The sequence below is a fragment of the Agrobacterium sp. 719_389 genome, assembly GCF_900188475.1.
GTDB lineage: Bacteria > Pseudomonadota > Alphaproteobacteria > Rhizobiales > Rhizobiaceae > Agrobacterium > Agrobacterium radiobacter.
This window is the reverse complement of record NZ_FYEM01000007.1, coordinates 293,128-309,348: the sequence shown is the minus strand read 5'-3', so window position 1 is coordinate 309,348 and position 16,221 is coordinate 293,128. Positions and strand designations below refer to the sequence as shown.

Below are 16,221 nucleotides of genomic sequence, written 5' to 3'. Positions count from 1 at the left end.
CTCGCCGAAGAGCTTGGACACGTTCTGAAGGGAAATGCTGCCCATTATTGTCGTTCCTTATTTCACGGCGCCAAAGGTGAGGCCACGCACGAGTTGTTTCTGCGAGAACCAGCCGATGACGAGAATGGGGGCGATCGCCATCATCGAGGCGGCCGAGAGTTTTGCCCAGAACAGCCCCTGCGGTGAGGAGAAGGAGGCGATGAAGGCCGTCAGCGGGGCTGCATTGGTGGTCGTCAGCCTGATAGTCCAGAAGGATTCGTTCCAGGCGAGGATGACGTTCAGAAGCAGTGTCGAGGCAATGCCCGGAACCGCCATTGGGGTCAGTACATGCACGATCTCGTTCCAGAGCGATGCGCCATCCATGCGGGCGGCCTCAAGGATCTCGCCGGGGATTTCCCGGAAGTAGGTGTAGAGCATCCACACCACGATCGGCAGGTTGATGAAGGTGAGCATGACGGTCAGCCCAATGCGGGTATCGAGCAGGCCGGCATTGCGGAAGATCAGATAGATCGGCACCAGCACGGCCACCGCCGGCATCATCTTGGTGGAAAGCATCCACATCAAGATGTCCTTGGTGCGTTTGGTCGGCGAGAATGCCATGGCCCAGGCGGCGGGAATGGCGATCATGAGCGCGATGATCGTCGAGCCGAGCGACAGCACGACCGAGTTCATGAACGGCTTGAAGTAATCGCGCTGGGTCTGCACGGTGATGTAGTTTTCGAGCGTGCCCGAGGGAATGAGGCTGAAGCCAGCGATCGCTTCCGGCTCGGTCTTGATCGAGGTGAGGAAGGCGTAAAGGATCGGGAAGAACAGCAAAAGCGCCACGGCCCATGCCGCGATGGAAAAGCCGATCTTCGCACGTGTGGTTGTCTTGCGGGCCATGATCGCTTCTCCTTAACGGTCGAGGTTCTTGCCGACGGCGCGCATCAGGAAGATGGCGACGATATTGGCGAGCACGACGGCGATGATGCCGCCGGCCGATGCGCCGCCAACGTCGTAACCCAGAAGCGCCGTGCGATAGATGAGGAAGGCAAGGTTGGTCGAGGCATAACCGGGGCCGCCATTGGTGGTGACGAGGATTTCCGCGTAGACGCCGAGCAGGAAGATCGTCTGGATCAAAATGACGACGGTGATGGCGCGCGACAGGTGCGGCAGCGTCAGGTAGATGAAGCGGTTGATGAAGTTGGCGCCATCCATCTCGGCCGCTTCCTTCTGCTCGCCATCGAGCGACTGCAGGGCGGTCAAGAGGATCAACGTCGCAAATGGCAGCCATTGCCAGGCGACGATGATGATGATGGAGAGCAGCGGAAACTGCGCGAACCAGTCGACCGGCTGCAGGCCGAAGAAGCGCGAGAGATCGGCAAGCACGCCGTAACCGGGATGCATGATCATGTTCTTCCACACCAGCGCGGCCACTGGCGGCATGACGAAGAAGGGTGAGATGATCATGATGCGTACGATGCCCTGACCGAAGATGTCCTGGTCAAGCAGAAGCGCAATCGCAATACCGCCGATGACGGTGATCAACAGCACGCCGCCGACGATCAGCAGCGTGTTCCAGATCGACTGGAAGAAGGCCGGGTCGGTGTAGAAATACTGGTAATTGAACAGGCCGGCGAAGCTGACATTGGCGGGGTTGAGGAGATTGTAGTTCTGGAACGAGAACCACAGGGTCATCGCCAGAGGCACGATCATCCACACCAGAAGCAGCAGCACCGATGGCGCAAGCATCACCCGCGCCAAGCCGCTCGTGTTTCGGGTTGCCATTACACTCACCTCCCCTTGGGCCCGGGCATCATGAGATGCGCCCGGCATATCCGGAAGAACCGGCTCATTCTTGTTTTGATTTGAAAGTCATAAAGGCCGCATCGCGGCTTCCGGCCCGGAGAGTTCGCTGCCCGGCATTGGCGCCGGGCAGCGATCTTCGGGAGGATTACTTGATGTAACCGGCGCGGGTCATTTCACGCGTTGCTGTCGACTGGGCGCCCGCAAGCGCATCATCGACGCTGGACTGACCGGCAACGACCGCCGAGAACAGCTGACCAACCGTGGTGCCGAGCGCCTGGAATTCAGGGATCGCCACGAACTGGCCACCGGTGTAAGGCACGGGCTTTACAGTCGGCTTGGTGATATCGGCGGCATCCATCGCGGCAAGCGTCGGCTTGGCGAAGGCGGCTGCCTTTTCATAATCGGCGTTCTTGTAAAGCGAGGTGCGGGTGCCCGGAGGCACGTTTGCCCAGCCTTCCTTGGAAGCGACGAGCGTGGTGTAGTCCTTGCTGGTTGCCCAGGCGATGAACTTCTCGGCGGCTTCCGCCTTCTGCGAGCTCTTCGGGATGGCGAGGTTCCACGACCACAGCCAGTTGCCGTGGTTCTTCAGCTCACCATGCGTCGGGAACAGCGCGTAACCGACCTTGTCGGCAACCGTCGAGTCCTTCGGGTTGGACACGAAGGAAGCGGCCACCGTGGCGTCGATCCACATGCCGCATTTGCCCTGCTGGAACAGCGTCAGGTTTTCGTTGAAGCCGTTGGAGGACGCGCCCGACGGGCCGGCATCCTTCATCAGATCGACGTAGAATTGCAGCGCGCTCTTCCATTCCGGCTGATCGAACTGCGGCTTCCAGTTCTCGTCGAACCAGCGGCCGCCGAAGGAGTTGGTGAGCGCGCTGATGAAGGCCATGTTTTCGCCCCAGCCGGCCTTGCCGCGCAGGCACATGCCGTTGATATCGGCCTTGCGGTCGGTAATCTTGCGGGCGGCGTCACCGATGAATTCCCAGGTCGGGTCTTCGGGCATCTTCAGACCGGCTTTTTCGAACAGGTCCTTGCGATACATGATCATGGCGGATTCGCCGTAGAAGGGCGCTGCATAAAGCTTGCCTTCGGCGGAGAGACCACCACGGATCGCCGGCAGAATGTCATCCACGTCGTATTTGTCGCCGAGCTTTTCGAGCGGCAGCAGCCAGCCCTGCTTGGCCCAGATCGGCACTTCATAGTTGCCGATCGTCATGATGTCGTACTGACCGCCATTGGTGGCGATATCGGTCGTCACGCGCTCGCGCAGGACGTTTTCCTCAAGCGTGACCCATTCGACCTTGATGTCGGGGTTCTTTGCCGTGAAGTCGGAAGTCAGCCCCTGCATGCGGATCATGTCGCCATTGTTGACGGTGGCGATGGTCAGCGTCTCGGCGGAAGCAAGGGTCGTAAAGGCGAGTGCCGAGCATGCGCCCAGCAAAATGGTCTTCAATGTCATATCTTCCTCCCAGAAGAAAAATGATGAGCATTCGCTTTGCTCTGGGGCATTTACTCACCCGCAGAGCAAAAATGTCAAGCAACATCCTGTGCTGCGACGCACATGGAAAAACCAAGCCATTGATTTTATGTGATTAATTTTTGCTCAATGCGTGAGCAAATATTCACTTGTCGCTTCGTCGGTGATGAGACCGTTCAACAGACCGCCTCTCAGCGCTGCCAGAATCGAGGCGTTCTTGCGCGCGCCCTGCGCCATGCCGATGACCGTGCAGGTCTCTCTGGACGGGATGGGAACGGAGGCGACACGCTCGTTGACGGAATGCTCGAGAATGCGGCCATTGGCATCATACATCCAGCCGCAGATCTCACCAACGGCACCGCTTGCCATCAAGGCCTTCATCTCATCGACACCGAGGAAACCATCAACGCAGAGCGGCGCGTTTTCACCGAGTTCACCGACGCCAACGAAGGTGACGTTGGCGGCAGCGCCGAGCGCCAGCGTGGAGCGGACCATGGATTGATCGTGCAGCAGTTCCCGCTCTTCCGCCGAAGAGCAAAGAACCGGCAGAGGCATAGGGAAATGCCGCGCCTTGATGGCGTCGGCCATGCTGAAGATGACGTTGTAATAGGCGGCCGATCCATCCGGGCCGATATTGCCTGTCAGTGACACGATACGGTGCTGCGGGCACTCCATCGGCGGCAACTGGTCCACCGCCGCCTTCAGCGTGCGGCCGGTGCCGATGGCGAGCACGATGGGATCGGCGTTTTTCAGCCAGCGCTCGATCTCGGACGCGCCGGCCTCGGCGATGCCGACCGTGGAGGAAACGCCGGCGGGATCGCTCGGCACCACCTCGATATATTTTAGGTGGAATTTTTCCTTAAGGCGCTCGGCCTTTTCGAGGCAGGCGGCGATGGGATGGTCGAGCCGGACCTTGATCAGTCGCTCGGCGACGGCCAGCGACACCAGCCGCTGCGCCGACTGCCTTGAAATGCCCATGGCGGCGGCGATCTCATCCTGTGTGCGGCCGGCGACATAATAAAGCCAGCCGGCGCGTGCCGCATCGTCCAGCCGTCCATGTGCGTCGTTTCGTCTGGCCATGCCGCCGCCCTTTTCGAATTATGCTCGCGCATTTGCTGGCATTTTTTCTGGCTGCCTGTCAAACGGGAGGATGCGAAAGGAAGCGCTCGACGAGCGTAAAATCATCTGGCGCGGCGGTGCGGCATGTTTCTTCTCCCCGCCGGGGAGAAGGTGGCCCGAAGGGTCGGATGAGGGGGCGACGTCAGCGATAGACCGCAAGCTTGCCCCCTCATCCCGCTGCCGCGACCTTCTCCCCGGCGGGGAGAAGAAACAAGCGGTAACCGCCCGATCTCTTACCAGCGCCCAACCCAGCGCCGGATCACGCCGCTTCCTGCACCAGATGCCCTGCCGAGACCTCGCAGTAATGGCGCTGAGGCGGCACATAATCCACCGGCCGGATCGGGCTCTTGATCTCGTCCGTCGCCATGTTGCGCCTGATCTGCCGCCGCGCCGGATCCGGCACCGGAACGGCCGACATCAGTTTTTTCGTATAGGGGTGCTGCGGATTGTCGAAGACCGCCGCGCGCGGGCCGATTTCGACGATCTCGCCGAGATACATCACCGCCACCCGGTGGCTGACGCGTTCCACCACCGCCATATCGTGAGAGATGAACAGAAAAGCGAGATTGAGGCTCTGCTGAAGGTCGAGCAGCAGGTTGCAGACCTGCGCCTTGATCGAGACATCAAGCGCCGAGACGGCCTCGTCGGCGACGATGACCCTGGGATCGAGCATCAGCGAGCGGGCAATCGCGATGCGCTGGCGCTGGCCGCCGGAAAATTCATGCGGGAAGCGCCGCATCATATCGGGGCTGAGACCCACTTTTTCCAGAAGATCGGCCGCCTTTTCCCGCGCCTGCTGTTTGGCGCCGAGACGATGTTCAACGAAGGGCTCCATGATCGCCGTGCCGATGCTCATGCGCGGATCGAGACTGGCGAAGGGGTCCTGAAAGATCATCTGCACGCTGCGGCGCATGGTGCGCAGCGTTGTCTTGTCGAGTTTCAGCACCTCGTAACCGTCAAGCGTGACATTGCCGGAGGTCGGCTCGATCAGCCGGGTGATCGAGCGCCCGGTGGTGGACTTGCCGCAGCCGCTCTCGCCAACCAGCGACAGCGTTTCGCCTTCAGCGAGATCAAACGAGACCTTCTCCACCGCATGCACGGCGCCGGATTTACGGCCAAGAAGACCGGAGCGGATATCGAAGCGGGTCGTCAGATCCCTGACCGAGAGGATCGGCGTGCGCGAGCCGGAGACCGTATCCTTCACCTCCGCCACCGGCTGGCTCTCTCCGGTCTTGATATCGATGATCGGGAAACGGGCGGGCAGCACCCGCTCTTTCATCGACCCCAGCTTCGGCACCGCCGACAGCAGGGCGCGTGTATAGGGGTGGCGGCCGCGGTGGAAGATATCGTCGGTGGTGCCGGTTTCCACCACATCGCCGCGGAACATGACGATGGTGCGGTCAGCCACTTCCGCCACCACGCCCATATCATGGGTGATGAACAGGACCGACATGCCCTCCTCTTCCTGCAATTGCTTGATGAGGTCGAGAATCTGGCCCTGAATGGTCACATCGAGCGCCGTCGTCGGTTCGTCGGCGATCAGGAGCTTCGGTTTGGAGGCCAGCGCCATGGCGATCATAACGCGCTGGCGCATGCCGCCGGAAAACTGGTGCGGATAATCATCGAAACGGTTCTTCGCATTGGGAATGCGGACCTTTTCCAGAAGGCGTATGACCTCGGCCTTGGCGGCGGAGGAGGAAATGTCCTGATGCACGGTGAGCGCCTCGGCGATCTGCTTGCCGATTGGGAAGATCGGGTTGAGGCTGGTCATCGGCTCCTGGAAAATCATCGAGATATCCTTGCCGCGAACCTTGCGCATCTCCTCTTCCGGAAGGGCCAGCAGGTCGCGCCCGCCAAGCATGACCTTGCCCTCGATGCGGCTCGTTTTTTTATCAAGAAGCCGCATGATGGAGAGCGAGGTCACGCTCTTGCCCGAACCGCTCTCGCCGACGATCGCCACCGTCTCGCGAGGGGCGATTTCGAAACTCATGTTGCGCACCACGGATTTCCAGCCGTCATCGACGCGGAAGGAGGTGGTGAGATTCTGAACCGAGAGAACCGGGCTTACCGAACCGCCGGTCTGTTCCATGGATGTTGCCGCCAAAAGCATGCCGATCTCCTGAAAAGCAGAAGGCGGCCATGAAGGCCGCCGGGTGTCTTATGCAGCAAGTGCGGTTTCGGCCATCGAAACCCAGTAGCTGATGCCGTAAGGCAGGGCTTCGTCGTTGAAATCATAGGCCGCATTGTGCAGCCCGGCCGTGTCGCCGTTGCCGATGAAGATGAAGGCGCCGGGGCGGGCTTCCAGCATGTAGGAGAAATCTTCCGCACCCATATGCGGGTTGGGATTGGTGTTGACGGCGTTCGCGCCGGCAATGCCCATGGCCACACCGGTCGCGAATTCGGTTTCGTCACTGTGGTTGAAGGTGACGGGATATCCGCGATGATATTTCACCTCCACGCTGGCGCCATGCGCCATTGCCGTGGCGGTGGCCACTTCCTTCAGCCGCTTTTCGGCAAAGTCGCGGGTTTCCGGCAGCAGGGTCCTCACCGTGCCGGTCAGCGTCACCGAACCCGGAATGACATTGACCGCCGTGCCGCCATGGGTGGTGGCGACGGTGACGACCAGCGATTTCAACGGGTCCGTCTCGCGCGAGACGATGGATTGCAGCGCGATGATGATATGCGCCGAGGTCAGCACCGGATCGATGGAAAGATGCGGCGCGGCCGCATGGCTGCCCTTGCCGGTGATGACAATCTCGAAACTATCAGCCGCCGCCATGGTGGAACCCTTGCGGATGGCGAATTGGCCGACCGGAATGCCCGGCTCGTTATGCATGCCATAGACCTGCGAAATGCCGAATTTCTCCATCATGCCGTCGTTCAGCATGGCGAGCGCGCCTGCCCCGCCCTCTTCCGCCGGCTGGAAGATGACCGCGACGGAGCCTTTGAAATTGCGGGTCTCGGCCAGATATTGCGCCGCACCCAGAAGCATGGCGGTATGCCCGTCATGGCCGCAGGAATGGGCCTTGCCGGGCGTCTTCGAGGCCCAGGGTTTGCCGCTGGTCTCAAGGATCGGCAGCGCGTCCATGTCGGAGCGGAAACCGATGGTCGGGCCATCCCCATGCCGCCCCTTGATGATGCCGACCACGCCGGTCTTGCCGATGCCGGTCTCGACCACATCGCAGCCGAAGGACTTCAGTTTTTCGGCAACGAATTTCGATGTTTCGAAGACATCATAAAGCAGTTCCGGGTGCTCATGCAGATGGCGTCTCCAGCCGGCAACGTCTTCCTGCATTTCAGCCACACGGTTCAATATCGGCATTCTCTTTATTCCCTTTTTTGTTCCCCGCCGGGTTGTCGGAAAACATATTGCGTTTGGAATTTCTCCTTTTGCAAGTGTGAAATTTGCTGAATGAACGAAAAATAGGCCAGAAGGCGAATGGCTCAAATTTTGTTCATCAATAAGACTTTGGGGCTTGCTTTTCAAAAAAACTGACAATAGCATCATCTGGATCGCATGGATATTACTTAGCAAAGTCAAATACTTACAATAAAATACCTTGCGCATGACGACAGGAAAAGCGTCAAACATTCAAATAGATAAAATCCAAAAAAGGGGAAAACATAATGAAGAAGCGCAGCATTCTCTTTGCCAGCACGGTGGCGGCGATGGCCTTGGCGGGCTCTGCCGCCCATGCCGAACGCGGCAGTGACGGCGAATTGAAAATCCTGTTCTGGCAGGCTGTATCGACACTGAACCCTTATCTTTCCGGCGGCACCAAAGAGATCTACAGCTCGTCCATGGTGATTGAGCCTCTGGCGCGCTACGACGAAAAGGGCGAGCTGGTGCCGATGCTGGTGAGCGAAATTCCGACGGTCGACAATGGCGGCGTCGCGAAGGACCTGCTCAGCATGACGTGGAAGCTGAAAAGCGACATCAAATGGTCCGACGGCACGCCGCTGACCGCTGACGACGTCATCTTCACCTGGAAATATTGCACCGCACCCGACGGCGGCTGCGCGCAGGCGGCGCAATATGAAGGCGTGAAAAACGTCGAGGCCATCGACGCCCATACCGTCAAGATCAGCTTCACTGAACCCAAGCCCTACCCCTACTCGGCATTTGTCGGCGCGCAATCGCCCGTCATCCAGAAGAAGCAGTTCGAAAAATGCGTCGGCGCCGCCGCTCCCGGCTGCACATCCGCCAATTTCGGCCCCATCGGCACCGGCCCCTTTGTGGTCAAGGAGTTCAAGCCGAACGACGTCATCAGCTATGTCGCCAACCCCAATTATCGCGATCCCGCCAAGCCCGCTTTCGCCACGGCGACCCTGAAGGGCGGCGGTGACGCGGCATCCGCTGCGCGTGCCGTTCTTGAAACCGGCGAATTCGACTACGCCTGGAACATGCAGGTGGAGCCGGAAATTCTGGCGACCATGGTGGCCGCCGGCAAGGGCAAGCTGGAAACAGCCTTCGGCACGCAGGTCGAGCGTATCAATCTCAACTGGTACAATGCCGACCCTGCGCTGGGTGACAAGCGCTCCACCAAGGAGGGCGGTCCGCATCCGGCCCTTTCCGACCCGGCCGTGCGCCGTGCGCTCTCGCTCGCCATCGATCGCGACATCATCGATGAGACGGGTTATGGCGAGGCGGGCAAGCCGACCTGCAACATCGTGCCGGCCCCGGCGGCTGTCGCTTCGACCAAAAACGACAGCTGGTGCCTGAAGCAGGATTTGGAAGGTGCAAACAAGCTGCTCGACGATGCAGGCTGGGTGAAGGGCGCCGATGGCATCCGCGCCAAGAACGGCGTGAAGCTGTCCTTCCTCTACCAGACCTCCACCAACTCCGTTCGCCAGGCAGCGCAGGAACTGGTGAAGGACATGTGGTCGCAGATCGGTGTTGCGTCCGAACTGCGCAATGTCAGCGCCTCCGTCTTCTTCGGCGGCGATCCGGCAAGCCCGGATACCTTCCAGAAATTTTATGCCGACGTTGAAATGTACACCAACAATTTCGACGGCACCGACCCGGAAAAATATCTGGCGGAATGGCTCTGCGACAAGATCCCCGCCCCCGCAAACGGCTGGCAGGGTCAGAATATTCCGCGTTATTGCAACCCGGAATTCGACAAGCTGGTGGGCGTACTTTCCAAGACGACGGATTTCGCCAAGCGTGGGGAAATCGCCAAACAGCTGAACGACATGCTGACGGAAGAAGGCGCGCATATTCCGCTGATCCACCGCGGCAACGTCTCCTCGCACTCACTGACACTCGAAGGCGTTCGCATGAATGCCTGGGATTCGGAACTCTGGAACGTCGCGGACTGGTCCCGCAAAAAGTAACACGCAAATGCGCGGTCGCCCCAAAAAGGGCGGCCGCGCTCGTTTTGCGAGACCCTGACGGTCTGGAGACTTTCCGATGTTTACCTTTACGCTCCGGCGGCTTGCCTTTGCCGTACCGACGTTGCTCGTCATCAGCTTCGTCATCTTCGCCCTGCTCGATCTCGCGCCGAATGATCCGACCGGCGACCTGCCGCTGACCATTCCGCCCGAAGTGCGCGAGCAGATCCGCGCCTCGCTCGGCCTCGACCAGCCGTTCTTCATCCGCTACCTGCTCTGGCTGCAGCAATTCTTCATCAATGAGCCGCTGAACCTGTTCGAAAAGCTGACCGGCTGGCAGATCGGCGATGGCAGCCGCATGCGTGTGCTGTCCTGGGCGACGCGCAGCCCGGTTGTCGATCTCGTCATCCAGCGCATGCCGCAGACACTTTGGGTAGTAGGCCTTGCCTATCTTTTCGGCGCGCTGCTGGCGATCCCGATCGGCGTCATTTCCGCCTACAAGCAATATTCGATCTTCGACCAGATCGGCACCTTCGTCTCGATGGTCGGTTATTCGGTGCCGACCTTCTTCACCGGCGTGCTGCTGGTGGTGATCTTCAGCTCTTACCTGCAATGGTTCCCTTCGGTCTATGACACCAATCTGCAGGTGACGGACTGGGGAAGCTTTGTGGCGCAGATCAAACAGATGTTCCTGCCGGTGCTGGTATTGACCCTCTATAATGTCTCGCAGATCAGCCGCTTCGTGCGCGCCTCCATGCTCGACAATCTGCATCAGGACTATGTGCGCACCGCCCGCGCCAAGGGCGTGAAGGAAAAATCCGTTCTGCTCGTCCACGTGCTGCGCAACAGCCTGATCCCGGTCGTGACGGTGATTGCACTCGGCGTGCCGACGATCTTTTCCGGCGCCATCATCACCGAGCAGATATTCCGCGTGAACGGGCTTGGCCAATTGCTGATAACCGCCGTTCAGGGCGCGGATATTCCGCTGGTGCAGACGCTGACCTTCATTTTTGCGGTGCTTATCGTGCTCTTCAACCTGATTGCCGACGTGCTTTACGGCATTCTCGACCCGAGGATCCGCTATGACTGACGCCACCATTACAGCGCCGACGGTTGCGGCCACCCCAACACAATCCGCCCTTGCCGATATCTGGAAACAGTTTCGCGTCCACAAGGGCGGCGTGGCCGGGCTTTTTGTCTTCATCTTCATCCTGCTTGCGGTCTATGTCGGCCCATATATCCACACCGTTGCGCCCAACGTCATCAACGTGAAGGAACGCAACCAGTGGCCGTCGCTGGCGCATCCCTTCGGCACCGACAATCTGGGCAAGGACATGCTGGCGCAGGTTCTGGCCGGCGGGCGCATCTCGCTTGCCGTCGGCATCACCGCCATGTTGCTGGCGCTGTTTCTCGGCACGCTGGTGGGGGTATTGTCAGGCTATTTCCGCAGGCTTGACGGGCCGCTGATGCGGCTCACCGACCTCTTCCTCGCCCTGCCGCTGCTGCCGCTGCTGCTCGTCATCCTCATGCTGTTTCGCGACACGCTGCGTGCCGCCTTCGGGCCGGAAACCGGCATCTTCATCCTCATCGTTTTCGTGATCGGGATAACCAGCTGGATGCATACCGCGCGCATCGTGCGCGGCGATGTGCTGACGATCAAAAGCCAGGAATTCATCATGGCGGCGAAATCGAGCGGCATGCGCGAATACCGCATCATCCTTAGGCATATTCTGCCGAATGTGCTGAGTTCGATCATGGTTTCGGCCACGCTCGGCATCGCCTCGGCCATCATCACGGAATCGGCGCTGTCCTTCCTCGGCCTCGGTTTTCCGTCCGACTTCCCGACCTGGGGACGGCTGCTGTTCGACGGCGCCAACTTCCTGCAGCTGACGCCCTCGCGTGTGCTGTGGCCGGGACTGGCGATTTCGCTGACGGTTCTGAGCGTCAATTACATCGGCGACGCCGTGCGTGATGCGCTCGACCCGAGGGCGCTGAAGAGCTGAGAAGATATGCGAGAGAGGGGAATCGTGGAACCATTCCCACGTCATCCTCGGGCTTGTCCCGAGGATCTGATCACGTCGAAAAAAACGATATGTCGGCAGATCCTCGGGACAAGCCCGAGGATGACGTCGAGTGTACTGTGACCGCCTAGTGGTAATTCACCTGCTCCGCCTCAAGGATGCTGTCCGCATCCAGTGCCGCAATCGGGATATCGCCGCGCGCCGGAATATCGCCGGAAAGCTGAAGCGCAAGATAACGCCCGCAGCAGACCCGCAAAAACGAGGTGAAATTGCCGAGATCATGCCCGGCGTCGATCGATTCATTATAAAGCTTGGCGATGAGCTGCACGCTGTTCATGCCGTCACGCCGCGCGATCTCGTCCAGGGTCGTCCAGAAGAAATTCTCGAGCCGGACGCTGGTGACCATGCCATCGATCCTCAGCGACCGCGTATGGCTTTCCCAAAGCGCCGGGTCTGCCTTGATGAAAAGCTTGCACATGGTTTCCTCCCTCACCACGCTTCAAAAGATAGGCGGAAAACGGGGCCGGAAAAAGCCCCGTTTCGCAGGTCTTATTTGCCGAGCACCGCCATGAATTGCGAAAGCCATGCCGGATGCGCCGGCCATGCAGGGGCGGTCACCAGCTTGCCGTCAGTAACGGCCGCATCGATGGCGATATCGGCATAGGTGCCGCCGGCAAGCTCGACCTCGGGACGGCAGGCGGGATAAGCCGAGCAGGTGCGGCCCTTGAGCACGCCCGCAGCAGCCAGCAATTGCGCGCCGTGACAGACGGCGGCCACCGGCTTGTCAGCCTCGAAGAAATGTTTCACCACCGCAAGCACATCCGCATTGAGCCGCAGATACTCCGGCGCGCGGCCGCCCGGAATGACCAGCGCATCATAATCCGCAACCTTGATATCGGCGAAGGTGGCGTTGAGCGCGAAATTATGGCCGCGTTTTTCCGAATAGGTCTGGTCGCCTTCGAAATCATGGATGGCCGTCGCGATCGTCTGGCCCGCCTTCTTGCCGGGGCAGACGGCATGGACCGTGTGGCCGACCGCAAGCAGCGTCTGGAACGGCACCATGGTCTCATAATCCTCGGCGAAATCGCCGGCGATCATCAAAATCTTCTTCGGCATGTTTGCTCCTCCCGTTTTCGAATGCCTTTGGGCAACGTAACAGGCCGGGCGCGGATGCGGGTATTATGGCAATACTACATGGTCGATAAAGGCGCGGTCAGCCACCCCGCGGCGGCTCCGGCCAGCGACGCACACCGCCGCCCCAGGTCTCAAAGGCTCTGGAAAGCTTCAGCACGAACAGATCTTCGTAACGCGGGCCGACGATCTGCAGGCCGATCGGCATGCCCGATTTCGAGAAACCGCAATTGATCGAGGATGCCGGCTGTTCGGACATGTTCCACGGCACGGTGAAGGCGATATGTTCAAAGGGCCGTGCGGGATCATTGGTGGGCGAGGCCCAGTCGGCCGGATAGGAGACGATGGGATTGACGGGTGAAATCACCGCATCAACCAACTGCATCAACCGCCCGCAGAGCTTACGCATTTCCATGGTCTGGTTGAAACCGAAAACGGCGCGTGCGCCGGAAATATCCGCCCCCTTCTGTGCCCATTCGTGAATATAGGGAAGGATCGCGGCGCGGCGGTCTGCGCTCAGCGCCGCCATATCGCCCCAGAACTTCGCCCGCCAGAAATCATCCAGCCCATCCAGCATCTCCCGCGTCAGCACCGGCTCGACCGGAATGACAGTGGCGCCTGCCTCTTCGAACAGTTTGGCGGCGGAGAGCACGGCGTCGCGCACCTCTTCCTCCAGCGGCAGGCCGCAGCCGGCATCCAGCATCAGGCCGATTTTCAGGCCCTTCACGTCGATATCGAGGTCCATCCAGTTGATATCGTTGGGCGGCAGCGCGGTGCCGTCGCGCCAGTCGGGGCGCGAAAGCGTGGCCATGGCATAGGCGGCATCGATGACGGTCCGGGTCATCGGCCCGGCGCAGCGGCCGGTATAATAGGGATCGACGGGAATGCGGCCCTGGCTTGGCTTGAAACCGAACAATCCCGTCCACCCCGCCGGCAGCCGCACCGAGCCGCCAATATCCGTGCCGATATGCAGCGTGCCGTAACCCGCAGCACCGGCAGAGGCCGCACCGGCGCTGGAGCCGCCGGGGTTCTGTGTCGGGTCCCACGGGTTGCGGCTGAGCTTGTGAAAACTGGAAAGGCCTGATGATAACATGCCGTAATCCGGGCAGGTCGTCTTGGCGTAAAGGATCGCGCCATCCTCGCGGCAGCGGGCGGCCACCGGCGCGTCTTCAACCGCAGGCACCAGTTCCACCGCTTTGGTGCCAAGCGGAACGGGATGGCCTTTCGTGGCGATCAATTCCTTGAGCGATACCGGAATTCCATCAAGGGCCCCACGCGTTTCACCCTTTTGCCAGCGCTCCGTCGCGGCCAGCGCCTGCCTTCGTGCGTCCTCCGGATCATAGGCGTAAAGCGCGTTCACGACCGGTTCGAACGCCTCGATACGAGCCTCCACCGCCTGCCAATATTCGGATGGCGAAAGCCTCTTATCCCGGTAAAGCGCCAGGATTTCGAGCGTGTTGAGGTCTATGAGATCGGTCATCAGCTTCGTCTCGTCAGAAAAACAGGAAATAGGGGCGACAGCTTTCTTGGGCGGTCAGCTAGTATCGCGCGGGTCCAGCAGGTCGCGCAGCCCATCGCCGAGAAGGTTGAGGCCGAAGACGGCAAGCGCAATCGCCAGGCCGGGCATGATGGCGAGCCAGGGCGCCACGCCAAGATAGGTCTGAGCGTCCGCGAGCATCCGCCCCCAGGTGGCGGCGGGCGGCGGCATGCCGAGACCGAGGAAGGAAAGCCCTGCCTCCGTCAATATCGCAAGACCGAGCTGGATCGTCACCTGCACGATGATCTGGTTGGAAATATTCGGCACGATATGGAAAAGCGTGATTCTCGCGCGGTTCTGGCCGATGCTGGTGGCGGCGGTGACATATTCCCGCGACCATATCTGCAGCGCCGCCCCCAGCGTCAGCCGGGCGAAAACCGGCACCATGAAGGTGGCGATGGCGATGATGGCGGTGAAGCGCCCCGTGCCGATGAAGGCGCCGAGCATCATCGCCGACAGGATCGGCGGCACGGCGAAAATGATATCGCAGACGCGCATGACCACGGTTTCGGTGAAACCGCGCAGCGCCGCGACCGCAACGCCGATGGCCGTGCCGATAGATGCGCCGATGGCAACGGCGGCGATGGAGGTGGACAGCGAGTTCCAAGCACCCGCCATCAGCATGGACAACACGTCGCGGCCGAAATGATCCGTGCCGAGGCCGCCATAGACGAACGGTGATTTCAGCTTCTGGACGATCTGCATCTTCGTGGGGGACACCGGCGTCCAGACCAGCGACAGCAGTGCGATGGCGACCAGAAAGATCGTGACGGCGATGCCGACGGCAAAGGCGGGGCGGCGGCGGATCAATCGCATCATCGCGCACCTGCCCGCAGTCTGGGATCGATGAGGAGATAGGCGATATCGACCACGAAATTCATGATGATCACCAGCGCCGAAAAAAACAGCACGACGGATTGCATGACGACGATATCGCGCTGGGTCAGCGCCTGATAAGCAAGCCGCCCGAGGCCCGGCAGGTTGAAGACATTCTCGACAAGCACCGCGCCGGCGATGAGAAAGGTGAATTGCAGGCCGATCATGGTGACAACGGGGATCATGGCGTTCGGCACCGCGTGCCGCCACAGCGCCACCCGCTCGCTCAGGCCCTTGGCGCGGGCAGTGCGCACGAAATCTTCGTTCATCACCTCAAGCACGGCGGAGCGGCAGACGCGGGTGAGAACGCCCGCCTGCGACAGCGCCAGGGCAACCGCCGGAAGAATGAGCGCCGTAAGACCCGCTGAAAAACTCGGTGTCCAGCCGGGAAAGCCGCCTGATGGCATCCAGCCGAGCGTCGTGGAAAAGACGATGATGAGCAGCAGCCCGACCCAGAAACCGGGCACGGCAATGCCGACATGGGAAAACAGCCCGGCTGCGAAATCCACCGGCCCGTTGCGGCTTCTCGCCGCCGCAACGCCGAGCGGAATGGCGATGGCGACCGAAAGGCAGACGGCCAGCAGCGCAAGCGGCAGGGTGACGGCAAGCCGCTCGACAATCAACCCCGCCACCGGCACGCCATAGGTATAGGATTGTCCGAGATCGCCATGAAACACGCCAGCGAGCCAGTGGAGATAACGCAGCGGCAGCGGCTGATCGAGGCCCATCTGCTTTTGCAGCGCGGCGAGCGTATCCGGACTGGCGGACGTGCCGAGCATGATTGCCGCCGGATCGCCCGGCAGCAGACCCATGACGAGATAGATGATGAGGGAAACGGCAAACAGCGTGATAACGAGGCTGACGAGACGCCGGATGAGGACGGCTAACATCTGGCATCTGCTCCTTGCATGGTTTCGTAGCCGAATATCGTGGTAAGA

At 60.5% G+C, this 16,221-nt stretch carries 14 protein-coding genes; 3 read left to right on the top strand and 11 right to left on the bottom strand.

Annotated elements, in window-relative coordinates; all coding sequences use genetic code 11:
• Positions 1 to 57: 57 nt before the first annotated feature.
• The 6 genes from CFB10_RS15200 to CFB10_RS15175 form a co-directional block, all read right to left on the bottom strand.
• On the bottom strand, positions 58 to 882 hold the full coding sequence (locus CFB10_RS15200) for a carbohydrate ABC transporter permease (RefSeq protein WP_026372533.1): 825 nt from the start codon (positions 880 to 882) through the stop codon (positions 58 to 60).
• Between the two features lie 12 nt (positions 883 to 894).
• Positions 895 to 1,767, bottom strand: a complete 873-nt coding sequence (locus CFB10_RS15195; protein ID WP_026372532.1) for a carbohydrate ABC transporter permease — start codon at positions 1,765 to 1,767, stop codon at positions 895 to 897.
• Positions 1,768 to 1,933: 166 nt separating this feature from the next.
• The gene (locus tag CFB10_RS15190; protein ID WP_026372531.1) at positions 1,934 to 3,247 is read right to left on the bottom strand and encodes a sugar ABC transporter substrate-binding protein; all 1,314 of its coding nucleotides are present in this window, start codon (positions 3,245 to 3,247) and stop codon (positions 1,934 to 1,936) included.
• Between the two features lie 144 nt (positions 3,248 to 3,391).
• Positions 3,392 to 4,345 carry a sugar-binding transcriptional regulator gene (locus tag CFB10_RS15185; protein ID WP_020010385.1) on the bottom strand — a complete coding sequence of 318 codons (954 nt, stop codon included), beginning with the start codon at positions 4,343 to 4,345 and terminating at the stop codon, positions 3,392 to 3,394.
• Between the two features lie 298 nt (positions 4,346 to 4,643).
• Positions 4,644 to 6,494, bottom strand: a complete 1,851-nt coding sequence (locus CFB10_RS15180) for an ABC transporter ATP-binding protein (RefSeq protein ID WP_020010384.1) — start codon at positions 6,492 to 6,494, stop codon at positions 4,644 to 4,646.
• Positions 6,495 to 6,542: 48 nt separating this feature from the next.
• Positions 6,543 to 7,706 carry a M20 aminoacylase family protein gene (locus CFB10_RS15175; protein WP_026363649.1) on the bottom strand — a complete coding sequence of 388 codons (1,164 nt, stop codon included), beginning with the start codon at positions 7,704 to 7,706 and terminating at the stop codon, positions 6,543 to 6,545.
• 305 nt (positions 7,707 to 8,011) lie between these two features.
• Here CFB10_RS15175 and CFB10_RS15170 point away from each other — a divergent pair, with 305 nt between their 5' ends.
• From CFB10_RS15170 to CFB10_RS15160, 3 genes are all read left to right on the top strand, one after another.
• Entirely contained in the window at positions 8,012 to 9,721 is a 1,710-nt protein-coding gene (locus tag CFB10_RS15170) for a peptide ABC transporter substrate-binding protein (protein WP_020010382.1), read from the top strand.
• A 76-nt stretch (positions 9,722 to 9,797) separates the two neighbouring features.
• Positions 9,798 to 10,808: an ABC transporter permease gene (locus CFB10_RS15165; protein ID WP_020010381.1), complete on the top strand. Its 1,011-nt coding sequence runs from the start codon at positions 9,798 to 9,800 to the stop codon at positions 10,806 to 10,808.
• Complete coding sequence (locus CFB10_RS15160) at positions 10,801 to 11,721, top strand: ABC transporter permease (protein ID WP_020010380.1); 921 nt, start codon at positions 10,801 to 10,803, stop codon at positions 11,719 to 11,721. The genes CFB10_RS15165 and CFB10_RS15160 overlap by 8 nt, the downstream gene beginning before the upstream one ends.
• A 145-nt stretch (positions 11,722 to 11,866) precedes the next feature.
• Here the strand turns inward: CFB10_RS15160 and CFB10_RS15155 are convergent, their stop codons facing one another.
• The 5 genes from CFB10_RS15155 to CFB10_RS15135 form a co-directional block, all read right to left on the bottom strand.
• On the bottom strand, positions 11,867 to 12,217 hold the full coding sequence (locus CFB10_RS15155) for a ribbon-helix-helix domain-containing protein (RefSeq protein ID WP_020010379.1): 351 nt from the start codon (positions 12,215 to 12,217) through the stop codon (positions 11,867 to 11,869).
• A gap of 71 nt (positions 12,218 to 12,288) precedes the next feature.
• A complete protein-coding gene (locus tag CFB10_RS15150) occupies positions 12,289 to 12,855 on the bottom strand; it encodes a DJ-1/PfpI family protein (RefSeq protein ID WP_020010378.1) in 567 nt (188 codons plus the stop codon).
• Positions 12,856 to 12,952: 97 nt separating this feature from the next.
• A complete protein-coding gene (locus CFB10_RS15145; protein ID WP_020010377.1) occupies positions 12,953 to 14,350 on the bottom strand; it encodes an amidase in 1,398 nt (465 codons plus the stop codon).
• A gap of 54 nt (positions 14,351 to 14,404) precedes the next feature.
• Positions 14,405 to 15,226, bottom strand: coding sequence for an ABC transporter permease (locus CFB10_RS15140; RefSeq protein WP_020010376.1), 822 nt, complete (start codon positions 15,224 to 15,226; stop codon positions 14,405 to 14,407).
• The gene (locus tag CFB10_RS15135) at positions 15,223 to 16,173 is read right to left on the bottom strand and encodes an ABC transporter permease (protein ID WP_020010375.1); all 951 of its coding nucleotides are present in this window, start codon (positions 16,171 to 16,173) and stop codon (positions 15,223 to 15,225) included. Before CFB10_RS15135 ends, CFB10_RS15140 begins: the two co-directional genes overlap by 4 nt.
• Positions 16,174 to 16,221 lie beyond the last annotated feature (48 nt).

Excerpts from the sequence above, each read along its gene's own strand:
- CFB10_RS15165 (WP_020010381.1), top strand. The coding sequence starts at position 9,798 with ATGTTTACCTTTACGCTCCGGCGGCTTGCCTTTGCCGTACCGACGTTG.
- CFB10_RS15175 (WP_026363649.1), bottom strand. The coding sequence starts at position 7,706 with ATGCCGATATTGAACCGTGTGGCTGAAATGCAGGAAGACGTTGCCGGC.
- CFB10_RS15150 (WP_020010378.1), bottom strand. The coding sequence starts at position 12,855 with ATGCCGAAGAAGATTTTGATGATCGCCGGCGATTTCGCCGAGGATTAT.
- CFB10_RS15200 (WP_026372533.1), bottom strand. The coding sequence starts at position 882 with ATGGCCCGCAAGACAACCACACGTGCGAAGATCGGCTTTTCCATCGCG.
- CFB10_RS15140 (WP_020010376.1), bottom strand. The coding sequence starts at position 15,226 with ATGATGCGATTGATCCGCCGCCGCCCCGCCTTTGCCGTCGGCATCGCC.
- CFB10_RS15155 (WP_020010379.1), bottom strand. The coding sequence starts at position 12,217 with ATGTGCAAGCTTTTCATCAAGGCAGACCCGGCGCTTTGGGAAAGCCAT.
- CFB10_RS15185 (WP_020010385.1), bottom strand. The coding sequence starts at position 4,345 with ATGGCCAGACGAAACGACGCACATGGACGGCTGGACGATGCGGCACGC.
- CFB10_RS15170 (WP_020010382.1), top strand. The coding sequence starts at position 8,012 with ATGAAGAAGCGCAGCATTCTCTTTGCCAGCACGGTGGCGGCGATGGCC.
- CFB10_RS15160 (WP_020010380.1), top strand. The coding sequence starts at position 10,801 with ATGACTGACGCCACCATTACAGCGCCGACGGTTGCGGCCACCCCAACA.
- CFB10_RS15195 (WP_026372532.1), bottom strand. The coding sequence starts at position 1,767 with ATGGCAACCCGAAACACGAGCGGCTTGGCGCGGGTGATGCTTGCGCCA.
- CFB10_RS15180 (WP_020010384.1), bottom strand. The coding sequence starts at position 6,494 with ATGCTTTTGGCGGCAACATCCATGGAACAGACCGGCGGTTCGGTAAGC.
- CFB10_RS15145 (WP_020010377.1), bottom strand. The coding sequence starts at position 14,350 with ATGACCGATCTCATAGACCTCAACACGCTCGAAATCCTGGCGCTTTAC.
- CFB10_RS15190 (WP_026372531.1), bottom strand. The coding sequence starts at position 3,247 with ATGACATTGAAGACCATTTTGCTGGGCGCATGCTCGGCACTCGCCTTT.
- CFB10_RS15135 (WP_020010375.1), bottom strand. The coding sequence starts at position 16,173 with ATGTTAGCCGTCCTCATCCGGCGTCTCGTCAGCCTCGTTATCACGCTG.